Consider the following 15,242-nt stretch of genomic DNA (forward strand, 5'->3'; position numbering starts at 1 on the left):
CTCCGAGTGTTTATTGTCGACAGTTTACGAATGGGCCCTTCCGCGTCAAGCGCATATGTGCCGGCGGAGCGCACGCGCCGGGGGAACGTGTTCTGAAGATTGGCTTTGGCGTCGTGGGCGCGAGAGATCGTGCGGCGCGACGAGGCGTGCCCGCATTATCTCGCTTGCTGATGTCGTGGATCAAATACCGCGCATCAGACCGTGCCTGTCACACAAGGCGCAGGTTGTCCGGCGTGAGGTCGGAGAGGCGGGTGGTGTCGATCAGCACCCGGTATGTCCACGGGCGGCCATCATCGAGATCGCCGGGAGCTAAGGCACAGAGATTTCGCTGAACGCTTTCCGCACCTCTGCTTCAGCCTCACCACTCAGGGGCATCAGAGGCGGGCGGAGACGGCTCCAGCCTTCGCCGGCGGGGCGGGCGGCGAGGACTGCCTTGAGCGATGCCATCTGGGGGTGGATGGACGCGGCATTCCGCGCCTTCGCCACGCGCTCCTGGGCTGCCGCCACCTCTGCTGCCCGCGCGGGATCGGCGTGATGGCGGAAGATGAAGGCAAGATCGCCGCCTACGAGATTGGAGGTGGCGGTGATGCAGCCGGCCGCGCCTTTCGCCAACAGCGGCAGCATCAAAGGGTCGGCGCCGATGAGGACGGAGAGGCCTGGAAAGCGCTCCAGCATGGCTTCCATGTTCGCCCGGTCGCCGGAGGAATCCTTGATGGCGACGAAGACCGAGGGATAGCGCGCCCGCAGCTGCTCGATCACGTCGTGGGGGATGGGCACGCCGGACATTTGGGGGATGTGGTAGAGCACGACCTTCAGGCGGTCATCGCCCACCGCCTCCACCACCTGCGAATAGGCCGCCACGAGCCCCTCGGAGGAGACGCCCTTGTAATAGAAGGGCGGCAGCATGACGACGGTGGTGACGCCGTTCGCCAGTGCGTGGCGGGTGAGGGCGACGGTCTCCGGCAGCGCGGCGACGCCGGTGCCCGGCATGAGCTTCTCTGGCGCGATGCCGGCCGCCAGCGTCGCCTCCAGCAGCGCCTTGCGCTCATCCAGCGAAAGGGAATTGGCCTCGCCCGTGGTGCCCAGAAGCGCGATGCCGTCGCAGCCATCGGACAGCAGCGTGTGGCAATGGGCGACGAAGCGGGCGGTGTCGACGCTGAAATCCGCGTTGAACGGGGTCAGCGCGGCGCAGAATACGCCCGTGGGGTGCAAGGCGGACATGGCGTTTCCTCGAGGTTCTTTTCAGGCCGCGGCAGCGCGCGGGGATTTGGCGAGCCGGGCGCCATAGGCGAGGGCCGCGTGCATGTTGACGTGGTTGGCCTTGCCCGTGCCGGCGATGCCGAAGGCCGTGCCGTGATCCACCGAGACGCGGTCGATGGGCAGACCCAGGGAGACGTTCACCGTGGTGTCGAAGGCCACCAGCTTCATGGGGATGTGCCCCTGGTCGTGATACTGCGCCACCACCAGGTCGAACTCGCCCGCATAGGCGCGGTGGAACACCGTGTCGGCCGGGATCGGCCCTTCCACGTTCAGCCCTTCCGCCCGCGCGGCGGCCACCGCCGGAACGAGCTGCTCGGTATCTTCCGTGCCGAACAGGCCGTTCTCCCCGCAATGGGGATTGATGCCCGCCACCGCGATGCGCGGCGCCGCGACGCCGATGCGGCGGAAATGGGCGTGCCCCGCGCGGATGGTCGCCAGCACCCGCTCGGGCGAGGCACGGCCGATGGCCTCGCGCAGCGCCACATGGGTGGAGACATGGATGGCGGACAGCCGCTCGGAGGCGAGCAGCATGAAGGAGGCGCGCGAGCCGGTGAGGTGTGCCAGCATGCCGGTGTGGCCGTCATAATGATGGCCGGCGGCGTTCAGCGCTTCCTTGTTGATGGGCGCGGTGACGATGCAGGCAATCTCGCCCGCCTGCGCCAGCTTCACCGCCGCTTCGATATAGCGGAAGGCCGCCTCGCCGCCGCGCGGGTCGAGCTTGCCGAAGGGGATGGGGATGCCCTCCACCGCCACCTCATGCACCGCCACCGCACCATGGGGCGCGTCGGCGCCGTCATGGAAGGCGAGGTCGGCGCCCACGACGCGGGCCGCGCGCTCAAGCGTCGGCACGGAGCCGATGACGAGCACGCCTGCGCGCTCCTGCGCGGGCATCTCGGCCAGCGCCTTGCAGATGACTTCGGGGCCGACCCCGGCGGGATCCCCCATGGTCACGCCGAGGTGGGATTGAGCATCGTTCATGGCATCACCTGTCCGCCGTTCACCTCGATTACCTGCCCGGTGATGTAGCCGCTCATGGTGTCGTCCGCGAGGAATTCATAGGCCCCGACGCAATCCTCCGCCGTGCCGAGCCGCCCCAGGGGTATGGTGGCGCGCGCCGCTTCCAGTTGGGCATCGCTTGAGTAGCGCTCGTGGAACGGAGTGGTGATGACGCCGGGCGCCACCGCATTGGCGCGCACGCCGTGGGGCGCCAACTCCTTGGCCAGCACGCGGGTGATGGTGGAGACGAAGCCCTTCGCCGAGCCGTAAAGGCCCGTGCCCGGGCTGCCGCCGGTGCGCGCGGCGATGGAGGTGGTGTTGATGATGGCGCCCGCGCCCTGTTCCATCATGATGCGGCCGGCGAGGCGCGAGGCGAAGAAGACCGAGCCGATATTGAGGTCGAGCACATTGTCGTACTGGTCGTCGGTGGCGTCCACGACCAGGGTGCGGCCGAACATGGTGCCGGCATTGTTGACCAGCACATCGATGCGGCCGAGGGTGCGATGGGCGTCTTCCACGAGGCGCACGGTCTCGTCCCGGTCGGACACGTCGGCCTTCATGAGGTGCGCTTCGCCGCCGGCGGCGCGCACCTCTTCGGCGACGGCCCCGGCCCCGTCGGGGTTGGAATTGTAGTGCACCACCAGCCGCGCGCCACGCGCGCCGAAGCGCCGCGCCACCGCCGCGCCGATCCCCGAGCTCGCACCAACGATCACCACTGCCTTGCCCTTCAGCGCATCCGCCACCGGCATCCCTTTCGGTCCTGTTTATGGCGTGGGATAGGACATGGCGGATTACATGTTGTCAACGCCGGTGGGGGTGAGTAGCTTGAAAGCCATCTGATTAACTCGGAAAATATCATTTATTATCAATAATATAAGCGTCATGCTGGGTATGAGAATCCAGAATTACGCCTCATCTTGTTGACAAGTTGTCATGCGGCATCCAATTTCCACACCCAATAAATTCAACCAAGTGCGCGCCACTTGTGAGGGGAAATGGGCCAGGAGATCACGCCCGGTACGGACCGGTTGGCGAATGGGAGGCAGCAGCCGCTGGCTGTGGCCATCATCGCCGATGACCTCTCGGGCGCGCTCGATTCCACCGCGCCCTTCGCGGGCCGGGGTCTTTTCTGCGCCGTCGCCGTGACGGCGGGCGACATCGGGGAGGCGCTGGCCACGGGCGCGTCCGTCGTCGCGGTCAACACCGCCTCGCGTCATCTTCCCGCCCCGGAGGCCGCCGGCATCGTGACGGCCGCCGCGCGCTGTCTCCAGGCGGCTGCGCCGGAGGTGGTGTTCAAGAAGGTGGATTCGCGGCTCAAGGGAAATGTCGGCGCCGAGACCCGGGCCATGATGGCTGCGACGGGACGCACCCGCGCCGTGGCCGTGCCTGCCGTTCCCGAGCTTGGGCGGCGGGTGGAGAATGGCTGCGTCGTCGGCACGGGCGTTGCCGAGCCGCTTTCCGTGCTCGCCTGCTTCGACGGGCTCGCCGTCGAGGTGCCGGACATTGCCCATGCGGGCGAGCTTGCGGCCATTGCCCGCCTGGGGCGGGCTGCGGCGCGCGAGACGCTTCTCGTGGGCGCGCGGAGCCTCGCCGCAGCGCTGGCCTATCCCATGGGCGATGCCTCGGGCATGGCCTTTGCCTGCGAGGGCCCGGTCGCGGTGGTCGTCGGCTCGCGTGATCCCATCACGCTCATGCAGGTCGAGCGCCTGCGGCGCCGGACGCCGCATCTTCAGGTGATCGAGGCGCCGGACGGCCATGTGGGCGACACCGCGCCGACCGGCGATCTCGTTCTCTTCCAGTGTGTGCCCGGCACCGGGACTGCGAGCGAAGAGGCTGTCGCCGAACGCTTCGGTGCGGGCGTCGCCTTCCGGCTCACGCAGCACGGGGCCCGCACCGTCCTCGCCACCGGGGGAGATACCGCCATGGGGCTCATGCGCGCGCTCGGCGTGAAAGTGGTGCACCCGCGCGGCGAGGTGTTGCCCGGCATGCCGTGGTCGCGCATTGCCGTTCCGGGCCACGGGGACATGCTCCTCGTGACCAAATCGGGAGGGTTCGGCGCGGCCGATGCCCTCGCGTCCATCCTTCGTCCGGAGGCGGCCGATGCCCGGCACTGAAAACGCACCCTCATCGCTCGACGCCATCGAAACCGTGCGTGCCACCACCGGCGCGTCGATGTCGGAGAACGTCTACCACCAGCTCGTCACGCAGATTGCCGGCGGCGCATTCGGCGCCGATGGCAAGCTGCCGAGCGAGCACGACCTTGCCCGCACCTTCGGCGTCTCCCGGCCTGTGGTGCGCGAGGCGCTGGGGCGGCTGCGCAAGGAAGGGCTGATCTATTCCCGCCAGGGCGCCGGCAGCTTCGTCGCCGCGCGCACCATCGATCATGCGACGCTCGGCTTCGCGCGCATCGAGACCATTGCCGACATCCAGCGCTGCTTCGAGTTCCGCCTCACCATCGAACCGGACGCGGCCTTCTTCGCCGCCGACCGACGCTCCCCGCAGGAACTGGAGGCCATGTCCGTCGCCATCGGGGCGCTGGAAGAGGCGACCCGCAAGCTGAAGCACCGCGAGGATGTGGACTTCGTGTTCCACCACACCATCGCGCGGGCCTCGAACAACCATTATTTCGGCACCGCCCTCACGGCGCTTCAGGACCACATCGCGGTGGGCATGAAGCTGCACGGCCTCTCGCTGATGAATGCCGGGCCGAAGCTGGAGCATGTGCTGGGCGAGCACCGCGCCATCTTCGAGGCGATCCGCGCCCGCGACTGCGAGGCCGCCCGCGCCGCCATGCGCGCCCACCTCACCTCATCCCGCGACCGCCTGTTTGAAGGCCGGCTGCTGGACCTTTCCATCCGGGGGGCGGCGCGATGAGCCCGGCGGATGTGATCTCCGGGCTCGGCGCCATCGTCGGCCCGCGCTACGTGACCGGGCCGGGCGCCGACATGGAGCCCTTCGTGGTGGACTGGCGGGGCCGCTATCGCGGCGAGGCGCTGGCCGTCGTGAAGCCCGGCTCCACCGCTGAAGTGTCCGAACTGGTGCGCTGGTGCATGGGGAACGACATCGCCATCGTGCCCCAGGGCGGCAATACCGGCATGTGCGCCGGCTCCATCCCGCTGGCGCAGCGCCCCTCGGTGATCGTCCGGCTCGACCGCATGAACACGGTGCGCTGGGTGAGCCGGCTGGGCGATGCCATCGCGGTGGATGCCGGTTGCATCCTCGCCGACGTGCAGGCGGCTGCGGAGGAGCGGAATCGCCTCTTCCCCCTCAGCCTCGGCGCGGAAGGCTCCTGCCAGATCGGCGGCAACCTCTCCACCAATGCCGGCGGCACCGCCGTGCTGCGCTACGGCACCATGCGCGAATTGACCCTGGGGTTGGAGGTGGTGCTGCCCTCGGGCGAGGTCATGGACATGATGACGAGCCTGCGCAAGGACAGCACGGGATATGACCTGAAGCAGCTTTTCATCGGCGCGGAAGGCACGCTCGGCATCATCACCGGCGCGGTGCTTAAACTGTTCCCGCAGCCCCGCCGCCGCGCGGTGGCTCTCGCCAAGCTGGAGCGCATCGAGGCGGCGCTTGATCTTTTGGCCCTGGCGCGCACCCGGCTGGGCGAGCGCATCGGCAGCTTCGAGATCATGTCGCGCGGCCAGATCGAGGTGATCGCCGAGAACTTGCCGGACGTTCAGATCCCCTTCGCGCTCGACACCCCCTGGTATCTGCTCATCGAGCTTGTGGACACGCTGGAGGAGATGGACCTCGACGGGGCCATGGAAGGGCTGCTGGGTGCCGCCTTCGAGGCCGACCTCGTGTCCGACGCCATCGTCGCGGCCAGCGAGGCGCAGGCCGATGCGCTCTGGAAGATCCGCCACAGCGTCTCGGAAGGCAGCAAGAAGGCGGGCTACGTGGTCTCCCACGACAGCTCGGTGCCGCTGGAGGCGCAGGCCGAGTTCGTCAACCGCATCAGCGCGCGCATCGCCGAGGTGCGCCCCGACGCGCGGCTCGCCATCCACGGCCATGTGGGCGACGGCAATCTCCACGTGCTCGCCATCATCCCCGGCATTGCCCAGGACCGCATGGCGGAGATGAAGGACGCGGCAGAGGCCATCAACCGCGCCGTGGACGACGTCACCGCGGAGCTGAAGGGTTCGATCAGCGCCGAGCACGGCATCGGCGCCACCAACCGCGCCCGGCTCGCCCGCGTGGCGGACCCTGTGGAACTGGCCTGGATGGCGCGCGTGAAGACGTTGTTCGATCCCGCCGGCCTCATGAACCCCGGCAAGGTGCTGCCGGACGCTTCCGCGCGGGCCGAAGAAGCCCCGCTTCGCTCAACGGCCTAAGGCCGACCCATCAGACCTTCAGGAGGAAACGCCATGTTGAAGACCCTTTTGGCGGCGGCGCTCGCGCTGACGCTGCCCGTACTCCCCGCCGCAGCCCAGGCCGACTATCCCACCAAGTCCGTCTCGGTGCTCATCCCCTTCACCGCGGGTGGCACGGCGGACATCTTTGCCCGCATGGTGTCCGAGCATCTCCAGAAGACCTGGGGCCAGCCTTTCGTGCCGGAGAACATCGGCGGCAGCGGCGGCGCGCTGGCCATGGGGCGGCTCGCCCGTTCGGCGCCGGACGGCTACACCATCGCCCTTGCCTCCACCTCGAACCTTGCCGTGCATCCAACCCTTCTGGGCGACCGCATCCAGTACCAGACCCTGCGCGATCTCGCGCCCATCACCCAGGTCTCGATCGTGCCGAACCTGCTGGCGGTGAACCCCGAGCGCATCAAGGCGCGCACGGTCCCGGAGCTGATCGCCTATCTCAAGGCCAATCCCGGCAAGGTGACGTTCGGCTCCGCCGGCATCGGCACCACCCAGCATCTGGCGGGCGAGCTGTTCCAGATCATGACCGGCACGCAGATGGTGCATGTGCCCTATAAGGGTTCCAGCCAGATGGTGCCGGACCTCGTCGGCGGCCAGATCGACATCGCCTTCGACAATGCCCCGCTTCTGCTGCCCCAGGCCAAGGTCGGCAAGCTCGCGCTGCTCGCCACTGCCACGGCGGAACGCGTGCCCTTCGACCCGAACCTGCCCACCGTCGCCGAAACCGTGCCGGGCTTCGAGGCGGTGGCCTGGCATGGCTTCCTCGCGCCCATCGGGACGCCGGCGCCCGTCATCGACAAGCTGGCGAAGGCCATCAATGCCTATATGGAGCAGCCCGCCACGAAGGCCCGCTTCATCGAGCTCGGCGCCATCCCGGTCCACACCTCGCCCGAGCAGTTCAAGCAGCTGATTGCCAGCGAGACCGACCGCTGGAAGAAGGTGATCGACACCGCCAAGGTGAAGGTGGAGTGAGGCGAGCAGGGCGAGGTCGGGCACGGCGTGCCTCCCCTCGCCCAATGAAATCAAGGGTTGTGCCCGGGCCCGTTCCAGGCGCCCGCCGCGATCCCCCATTTGCCATGTGATGCGCCGGCGGCCTATGCCCTTCCGCACCGGCGGTCACCGCACTGTCATGGAACACGGTGACATCTGGCGTCGCAGACCATCGGGGCATCCATGGACTATTTCAGACGCTTCACCTTCCTGTTCGCCACGCCGTCCTTTGATGCGGAGGATCTCGAAGGCATCCGCCTGAACCAGATCGTCGGCGAGATCGAGCGTTCGGGCTTCGAGGTCGTCAAGGCGCACGACATCGAGGATGCCGAGATCGCCGTCCAGACCGATGCCGCCATCGGCTGCATGATGGTGGACTGGGGCAAGAAGGGCCTGGAAGGCAAGACCGCCGCGCTCATCAACCTGATGCGCCGCCGCGGGCTGGACTTCCCCATCATCCTCCTGATCCGCCGTAAGAGGTTCGAGGACCTGCCCGTCGAGGTGCTCGACTTCATCGATGGCTATGTCTTCCTCTCGGAGGAGACCCCGGCCTTCATCGCCAAGAACCTCATCAGCCGGCTGAAGCAATATGCCGAGACGCTGAAGACGCCGTTCTTCGGCGCTCTCGTCGATTATGCCGAGGAAGGCAACCAGCTCTGGACCTGCCCGGGCCATAATGGCGGCATGTTCTACAGCCGCAGCCCCATCGGGCGGGTGTTCATGGACCATCTGGGCGAGGCGGTGTTCCGCGACGACCTCGACAATTCCGTGCTCGACCTCGGCGACCTCCTGACCCATGAGGGCCCGGCGCTGCAGGCGCAGAAGGAAGCCGCCAAGATCTTCGGGGCGGAGAAGACCTATTTCGTGCTGAACGGCACCTCCACCTCCAACAAGGTGGCGCTGGCCGCATTGGTCACCGACGGCGATCTCGTGCTGTTCGACCGCAACAACCACAAGGCCGCCCACCATGGCGCGCTGATGATCAGCGGCGGCATCCCGGTCTATGTGCCCACCGTGCGCAATGCCTGGGGTCTGATCGGCCCCATGCGCTGGGAGGACCTGGACGAAGAGGCGCTACGCGAGCGCATCCGGACCCATCCCCTGGTCAAGGACCCGGAAGCGTGGCGCAAGCCGCGCCCGTTCCGCGTCGCCGTGGTGGAGCAGTGCACCTATGACGGCACCATCCACAACGCCGAGATGATCCTGAAGCGCATCGGCCATCTGTGCGAGTACATCCTGTTCGATGAGGCCTGGGCGGGCTTCATGAAGTTCCACCCGCTCTATGCGGGCCGCTTCGCCATGGGGCTCTCAGACCTCGGCCCCGACGCGCCGGGCATCATCGCCACCCAGTCCACCCACAAGCAACTGGCGAGCTTCTCCCAGGCGTCCCAGATCCACATGAAGGACCGCCACATCCGCGGCCAGAAGCGCCGGGTGGAGCACCGGCGCTTCAATGAAAGCTTCATGCAGCACGCCTCCACCTCGCCCTTCTACCCGCTATTCGCCTCCCTCGACGTGGGCGCGCAGATGATGAAGGGCCGCTCGGGCGAGGTTCTCTGGGACGACACGATCCGGCTCGGCATCGAGCTGCGCAAGAAGATCCGGGCGCTGCGGCGCGAGTTCGAGGAGAAGGAGGCGCGCCCCGAGCGCCGCTGGTTCTTCGAGCCCTTCGTGCCGGACCGCGTGCAGATCCCCGACGCCTCCCGCGCAGGCGCGGTGCATGACGTGGCCTGGGAGATGGTGGCCACGGACCAGCTCGCCACCGATCCGTCCTACTGGCACCTCGTGCCGGGGGCATCCTGGCACGGCTTCTCCGACATGGCGCCGGGCTTCGCCATGACCGACCCCAACAAGCTGACGTTGCTCACGCCAGGCTTCGACCGTGCCACCGGCGCCTATGCCGCGCACGGCATCCCGGCCCCGGTGGTCGCCCAGTATCTGCGCGAGAACCGCATCGTCGCAGAGAAGAACGACCTCAATTCCCTGCTCTTCCTTCTGACGCCGGGCGTCGAGGCCAGCAAGGCGGGCACGCTGATCAGCGGGCTCGTCGCCTTCAAGAAGCTGCACGACGACAACGCGCTGCTCGAAGACGCCATCCCCGAATTCTACCGGCGCAGGCCGGGGCGCTATGCCGGCGTGCGCCTGCGCGATCTCTGCGGGGACATGCACCGCTTCTTCCGCGACGCCGACGTCAGCGCCCTCCAGGCGAAGCAGTTCTCGGCCGAGCATCTGCCGGAGATCGCCCTCTCCCCCCACGACGCGACGCGCTGCCTCGTGCGCAACGATGTGGACTATCTGCCCATCGACGCCATTGCGGGGCGCATCGCCACGACGCCGTTCGTGGTCTATCCGCCCGGCATCGCCACCATCGTGCCCGGCGAACGGCTGACCGCGCGGGCGCAGCCCATGATCGACTATCTCAAGATGTTCGAGGCGAGCTTCAACACCTTCCCCGGCTTCGAGGTGGAGATCCAGGGCGTCTACCGGGAGGTGGATGCGGCGGGCAAAGTTCGGCTACATACCTACGTGGTCGCCGAATAGGGCACAGCGCAGGACGCCGAAGGCATTCATGGAGCACGAGCATCAGGTCACCATCCGGCCATCGCGGGACACGGACGTGGAGGCCATGCTGGCGATCTATCGCCGGCACATCCGCCGCGGCGTCGAGGATGGGGTGGACGATGGCGATACGCCGCAGCCGGACGATCTGCGCGAGCGGCGCAAGAACCTGCGCAGCCGCCGCTTCCCGCATATCGTGGCGACCCGCGACGGAGAGGTGGTGGGCTATGCCTACGTGGTGCTGTTCCGGAAACGGCCGGCCTATCGCTATACGGTGAAGCATTCCATCTACGTGCACCACCAGCATGTGGGCTGCGGCGTCGGGCGGCTGCTGATGCAGGGCCTCATCGACGCCTGCGCGGCGGCCGGCTTCCGGCAGATGATCGGCTATATCGACGGCGACAACACCGCCTCGCTCACGCTCCACGACAAGTTCGGCTTCACCCGAGTGGGCCTCCTGCCGGGGGTCGCTTATCGCTATGGCCGCTGGGCCGACAGCGTGATGGTGCAGCGATCCCTTGGCCCCGGCTCCACCGTCCCGCCGCCGCCTTTGCCGCTGTCCACGCGATAGTCCCGCTCAGGCAGAGCGGGCTCGCTTGCGGGCGGGTTCCTTGGCGGGCTCTTCCTTCGCGGGGGAACCGCCGGCGGGGAGGTCGCGGAACTTGGCCGTGTGCAGGATGTGGTTCCGCATGACGGCGGTGGCCCGCTCCCCATCGCGCGCTTCCAGGGCGGCGAGCAATTCCTGGATCTCGCCGAAGGCGCAGCGCTGGCGCTTGGCGGAGCCGACGCTGCCGCGCTGGATCCAGTGCACCTTGTCCAGAATGTTGAAGAGGATGCCGGAAATGAGCTGGTTGCCGCCCGCCATGTAGATGGCGCGGTGGGTCTGGAGGTCGAGCTGAAGATATTCCTCGAACCGCTCCTCGCTCACCTCGCTGCCGAAGGCGTCGAAGGCGCGCTTCAGCTTCAGCAATTCTGCCCCCGACATGCGCGTCGCCGCAAGGCCCGCCACCGCCGGCTCCAGGATGAGCCGCAGCTCGAAAACCTCGTTCATCTCCGCGTCGGTCAGGCCCTTCACATAGGTGCCGCTCTGGGGCGAGACCGCGATCCAGCCTTCCCCCTGCAGGCGGGCGAGGGCGGTGCGGATGGGCGAACGCCCCACCCCGAGCTCGGCCGCAAGGCGCACTTCGGACAGCTTCTCGCCGGGGGCGTAGCGGCGGTCCATGATGCGGGACTTGATCTCGCGATAGGAAGCCGCCGCGCGTCCAATATCCGCCGTTGCAGCACTGAAATCATTCATCGGACGTCTGGTGCCTTGCATCGGGATTGGACTGCTTCGGTATAATCACGCAATCGAGGGCGCTGCAACCCTCGCCCTCCCTGAATACAGCAAGCGGGTTGATCTCCACCTCCGAGACCTCAGACGCGAAGTCCGACAGGAAGGTTGAAAGGGCACTGATGGTCTTGGCGACCGCCTTCTTGTCTCCGGGTTGCTTGCCGCGCCAGCCATTCAACAGGCGGGAAACTTGCGTCGTCTGCAAGGCTTCGAGAGCTTGGTCTTCGCTGATGGGGGCGATGCGCACCGCCACATCCTTGTAGAGCTCCACCTCCACGCCGCCGGCCCCCACCACGATGAGCGGGCCGAAATCGGGATCGATGCGCGCGCCCACGAACAGCTCGGCAATGGGGGAGGCCTGCTCCTGCACCAGAAGGCCGAGCACGGCGCCGGTCTTCACGGCGGCGGCGCTTTCCAGCATGCGCGCGGCAGCGCTGCGGACATCCTCGTCCGTCTTCAGCCCCACCTTCACAAGGCCGGCGTCGGATTTGTGGACCAGGTTCTCCACGAGGCCCTTCATCACGACGGGATAGCCCAGCTCCTGCGCCGCGCGCACCGCCTCATCAGGGCTTGCCACGAGGCGCTCGCGCGGCCCGGCGATCCCATAGGCGCCGAGCACGTTTTTGGCCTCGCTTTCCGTGGCGAGGCGCGAGGCGGGGATCCCGCTCATGCGGGCGCGGGCCAGGGGAGCGAAAGCGGAGGCGATGCCGTCCCGGGCCGGAGAGGCGCCGGTTGCCGCCCAGCGGCCGTAGCGCGCGAGCGCCGTCATGCCCGCCCGCGTCCCGCGCAGATAGGGCACGCCCAGCGCCTTGGCGGCGGCGTTCAATTGCACATGGGGCTGGTCGGAGAGGTTGGAGAGCGCCACCAGCGGCGTGCCCGTATCCTTCGCGCCCGCCGCCACGGAGGTGAGGAGCGCCGAATAGCGCGCCGCCTGCTGCGCGCCGAGGCCGAAGGGCGCGTCCTGCACCAGGACCAGCATGCCCACATCGTCCTGCGCGGTGATGGACCGTGCGCAGCCGCGTGCCACCTCGGGATCGTAGAGGCCGGCCCAGGTGAGGTCGAGCGGGTTGGCGATATGGGCGAATTCCGGCAGCAGCGCCTTGAGGCCGGCTGCGGTGTCCGCGCTGAGCGGGGCGAATTCGAACCCCACTTCTTCCGCCATGTCGAGGGCGAGCGCGATCTCCCCGCCCGAGAGCGAGAGCGCCGCCGCCTTGCGGCCCTTGGGCATCTGCTGGAGTTCGGAGACGAGCAGCGCGGTCTCGATCAGCTCGTCCAGGGAGAAGACCTGGATGGCGCCAGCGTCCGCCAGGGCCGCATCGCACGCCTCGATGCTGCCGGCGACGGCGCCGGTATGGGCCATCACCGCCTGCTGGCCCTGCTGCGAGCGGCCGCTCTTCAGCACGATGACCGGCTTGCCCTTTTCCCGGGCGCGGCGCACGGCCGCGATAAAATGGGCGGTCTTCTTGATCTGCTCGGCGAACACCACGATGGTGGTCACCGCCGGATCGTCGAGGAAGGCCTCGATATAGTCCGCCGCTGTCGTCACCGCCTCGTTGCCGGAGGTGACCACATAGCTGAAGCCGAGGCCGCGCGCAGAGTTGAGCAGCGCGATGCCCACCGACCCGCTTTGCAGCACCGCCGCGATGCCGCCGCGCTCGATCCTGTCCGGCAGGGAGGTGCCGAACAAGGCGGTCTTGCCGGTGAAGTTGAGCAGTCCCAGGCAATTGGGGCCGCAGACCGCAAGGTCGTGCTCCTGCGCGATGCGCACCAGCTCCGCCTGCGCCGCCTTGCCTGCTTCGCCGGTCTCGCCGAAGCCGCTGGAGAGGATGACGAGGGCGCCCGCGCCCTTCGCCACCGCCTCGCGGGCGACGCCCGCCACGGCCTCGGCCCCCACCGCCACGAACACGGCATCCACCGTGCCGGGAATGTCGGCGAGGGTGGCATAGGCCTTCTGGCCGAGCAGCTCGGCCCGGCGCGGGTTCACGAGATGGACGTCGCCCTCATATCCCACATGCTGGAGGGCGTTCCAGGCGTTCAGTCCCGGCCCCACCTTGTCGGACGCACCGACAATGGCGATGGACCGCGGCCGCAGCAGACTTTCGATGCCCATCACACCCTCGCAAACACGGGGTCGCGCTTCTCTGTGAAGGCCTTCGGGCCTTCATGGGCGTCCGGGTGGGAGAAGACCTGCTGGCAGATCTCTTCCTCGAACACCGTCATGGCATCCCAGCCCTCGCGCATGTTGAAGGCGATGGCTTGGCGGGTGGCGCGGATGGCGTTGGGTGAGGCCTTGGAGATGCGCGTCGCGATGGCCTTGGCTTCCTCCATCAGCTTCTCGCGCGGCACCACCTTGGTGACGAGGCCGATCTCGTGGGCGGTCTTGGCGTCGAAATTCTCGCCGATGAGCAGGATGTCCAGCGCCCGGTTGCGCCCCACGAGGCGAGGCAGGCGGGTGAGGCCCATGCCCCAGCTCGGCACCATGCCGATATAGGCGTCGCCCGCGCGGAAGATGGCGTTGTCCGCCGCGATGCGGATGTCGCAGACCCAGCCGATGGCCGTGCCGCCGCCGATGCAATAGCCATGGATCGCGGAGACCACCGGGATGAAGAAATTCTCCAGCCGGTTGAGCGTGCGCCGGCCCAGCTCGCGGAACGTCTTGGCCGCCTCCGGCCCGCCGAAATCGCGCTCCTGGCGCAGGTCGCCGCCGGCGCTGAACGCCTTCTCGCCCGCGCCGGTGAGGATGACGCAGCGCGCCTCGCCTTCGCGCTCGATCTCGTCGAGCGCCGCGATGAGCCCTTCCAGCACTGCAGACGACAGCGCGTTCACCGGCGGATTGGCGAGGGTGATGGTGGCGACATAGCCGTCGCGCTCGATCTTCACGAGGGGGGTGCTCATGGCATTGCTCCGGGCCGGTTGAAGGGGTCTTGGGATCAGTGGTCGTTGGGCTGAAGCCCCTGGGGTTTGCCCCAGAAGACAAGCCGCACGTGGAAGAAGCGGACCATGCCGTGCAGCAGGATGCCGAGCACGGCGAGCACCACCAGCACCGCGAACATGCCGGAGACATCCATGTTGTAATTGAGCTGCATCAGCAGGTTGCCGAGGCCCCGGTCGGCGCCGATGAACTCGCCCACCAGCGCGCCGGTGATGCTGAACACGATGGCGACGTTCAGCCCCGCGAAGATGAAGGGCAGGGAGTTCGGGAACACCACCATGCGGAATTCCTGCCAGCGCGAGGCCACCAGCGAGCGCATGAGGTCGATCTTCTCCGCCTCGATGGTGGAGAAGCCGATGATCGCGTTGATGAGCACCGGGAAGAAGGAGATGATCGCCGCGATCGCGATCTTGGACTCGATGCCAATGCCCACCCACACCACGATGAGGGGGGCGAGCGCCACTTTCGGCAGCGCCTGGAAGCCCACGAGATAGGGCATCAGCGCGCGCTCGATGAGCGCCGAGCGGGTGACGAGGAAGGCGCAGAACACCGCCGCAGCCGACCCGATGAGGAAGCCGCAGAGCGCCTCGAACAGGGTGATGACGGTGGCCTCCAGCAGCAGGCCGCGCTCGGTGATGATCCAGAGCGAGCGGAGCACGGAGGAGGGCGGGGGGATGAGCAGAGCCGACACCCCGAAGATCCGAGGCAGGGCTTCCCACAGGCCGAACAGGATGATGCCGGCCACCAGAGGCGGGGCATAGCGGTTGATGAGGGAATTGAGGCGCAGTTTCATGGCGGTGTT

The 15,242-nt window shown here is 67.7% G+C and carries 13 protein-coding genes; 6 read left to right on the forward strand and 7 right to left on the reverse strand.

The genetic code is table 11. The features are described 5' to 3' along the window. Positions 1-309 precede the first annotated feature (309 nt). The 3 genes from ABLE91_RS03240 to ABLE91_RS03250 are packed head-to-tail and all read right to left on the reverse strand — an operon-like array spanning position 310 to position 3,005. Positions 310-1,221, reverse strand: coding sequence for a dihydrodipicolinate synthase family protein (locus ABLE91_RS03240; protein ID WP_348928376.1), 912 nt, complete (start codon positions 1,219-1,221; stop codon positions 310-312). A gap of 21 nt (positions 1,222-1,242) precedes the next feature. Continuing rightward, positions 1,243-2,238: a 4-hydroxythreonine-4-phosphate dehydrogenase PdxA gene (gene pdxA, locus ABLE91_RS03245; RefSeq protein WP_348928378.1), complete on the reverse strand. Its 996-nt coding sequence runs from the start codon at positions 2,236-2,238 to the stop codon at positions 1,243-1,245. After that, positions 2,235-3,005 (reverse strand): SDR family NAD(P)-dependent oxidoreductase, encoded by a 771-nt coding sequence (locus ABLE91_RS03250; RefSeq protein WP_348928380.1) that lies wholly within the window; start codon positions 3,003-3,005, stop codon positions 2,235-2,237. The genes pdxA and ABLE91_RS03250 overlap by 4 nt, the downstream gene beginning before the upstream one ends. A 246-nt stretch (positions 3,006-3,251) precedes the next feature. Between ABLE91_RS03250 and ABLE91_RS03255 the strand changes: the two genes are divergently transcribed. The 6 genes from ABLE91_RS03255 (at position 3,252) to ABLE91_RS03280 (ending at position 10,746) form a co-directional block, all read left to right on the forward strand. After that, a complete protein-coding gene (locus ABLE91_RS03255) occupies positions 3,252-4,370 on the forward strand; it encodes a four-carbon acid sugar kinase family protein (protein ID WP_348928382.1) in 1,119 nt (372 codons plus the stop codon). Further along, positions 4,357-5,130, forward strand: a complete 774-nt coding sequence (locus tag ABLE91_RS03260) for a FadR/GntR family transcriptional regulator (RefSeq protein WP_348928384.1) — start codon at positions 4,357-4,359, stop codon at positions 5,128-5,130. Before ABLE91_RS03255 ends, ABLE91_RS03260 begins: the two co-directional genes overlap by 14 nt. Continuing rightward, complete coding sequence (locus tag ABLE91_RS03265; RefSeq protein WP_348928386.1) at positions 5,127-6,593, forward strand: FAD-binding oxidoreductase; 1,467 nt, start codon at positions 5,127-5,129, stop codon at positions 6,591-6,593. The genes ABLE91_RS03260 and ABLE91_RS03265 overlap by 4 nt, the downstream gene beginning before the upstream one ends. Before the next feature lie 33 nt (positions 6,594-6,626). Beyond that, on the forward strand, positions 6,627-7,598 hold the full coding sequence (locus ABLE91_RS03270; RefSeq protein WP_348928388.1) for a Bug family tripartite tricarboxylate transporter substrate binding protein: 972 nt from the start codon (positions 6,627-6,629) through the stop codon (positions 7,596-7,598). 201 nt (positions 7,599-7,799) lie between these two features. Then, positions 7,800-10,157, forward strand: a complete 2,358-nt coding sequence (locus ABLE91_RS03275) for an Orn/Lys/Arg family decarboxylase (protein WP_348928390.1) — start codon at positions 7,800-7,802, stop codon at positions 10,155-10,157. A gap of 28 nt (positions 10,158-10,185) precedes the next feature. After that, the gene (locus ABLE91_RS03280) at positions 10,186-10,746 is read left to right on the forward strand and encodes a GNAT family N-acetyltransferase (protein WP_348928391.1); all 561 of its coding nucleotides are present in this window, start codon (positions 10,186-10,188) and stop codon (positions 10,744-10,746) included. Positions 10,747-10,752: 6 nt separating this feature from the next. Here the strand turns inward: ABLE91_RS03280 and ABLE91_RS03285 are convergent, their stop codons facing one another. Genes ABLE91_RS03285 through ABLE91_RS03300 form a run of 4 tightly spaced genes read right to left on the reverse strand, consistent with a single transcriptional unit; the run spans position 10,753 to position 15,233 of the window. After that, positions 10,753-11,472: a GntR family transcriptional regulator gene (locus ABLE91_RS03285; protein WP_348928393.1), complete on the reverse strand. Its 720-nt coding sequence runs from the start codon at positions 11,470-11,472 to the stop codon at positions 10,753-10,755. Beyond that, complete coding sequence (locus ABLE91_RS03290) at positions 11,465-13,618, reverse strand: acetate--CoA ligase family protein (RefSeq protein WP_348928394.1); 2,154 nt, start codon at positions 13,616-13,618, stop codon at positions 11,465-11,467. The genes ABLE91_RS03285 and ABLE91_RS03290 overlap by 8 nt, the downstream gene beginning before the upstream one ends. After that, a complete protein-coding gene (locus ABLE91_RS03295; RefSeq protein ID WP_348928396.1) occupies positions 13,618-14,403 on the reverse strand; it encodes an enoyl-CoA hydratase/isomerase family protein in 786 nt (261 codons plus the stop codon). The genes ABLE91_RS03290 and ABLE91_RS03295 overlap by 1 nt, the downstream gene beginning before the upstream one ends. Positions 14,404-14,438: 35 nt before the next feature. Beyond that, positions 14,439-15,233: an ABC transporter permease gene (locus ABLE91_RS03300; RefSeq protein WP_348928398.1), complete on the reverse strand. Its 795-nt coding sequence runs from the start codon at positions 15,231-15,233 to the stop codon at positions 14,439-14,441. Positions 15,234-15,242 lie beyond the last annotated feature (9 nt).

It is taken from the genome of Aquabacter albus (assembly GCF_040049275.1).
GTDB lineage: Bacteria > Pseudomonadota > Alphaproteobacteria > Rhizobiales > Xanthobacteraceae > Aquabacter.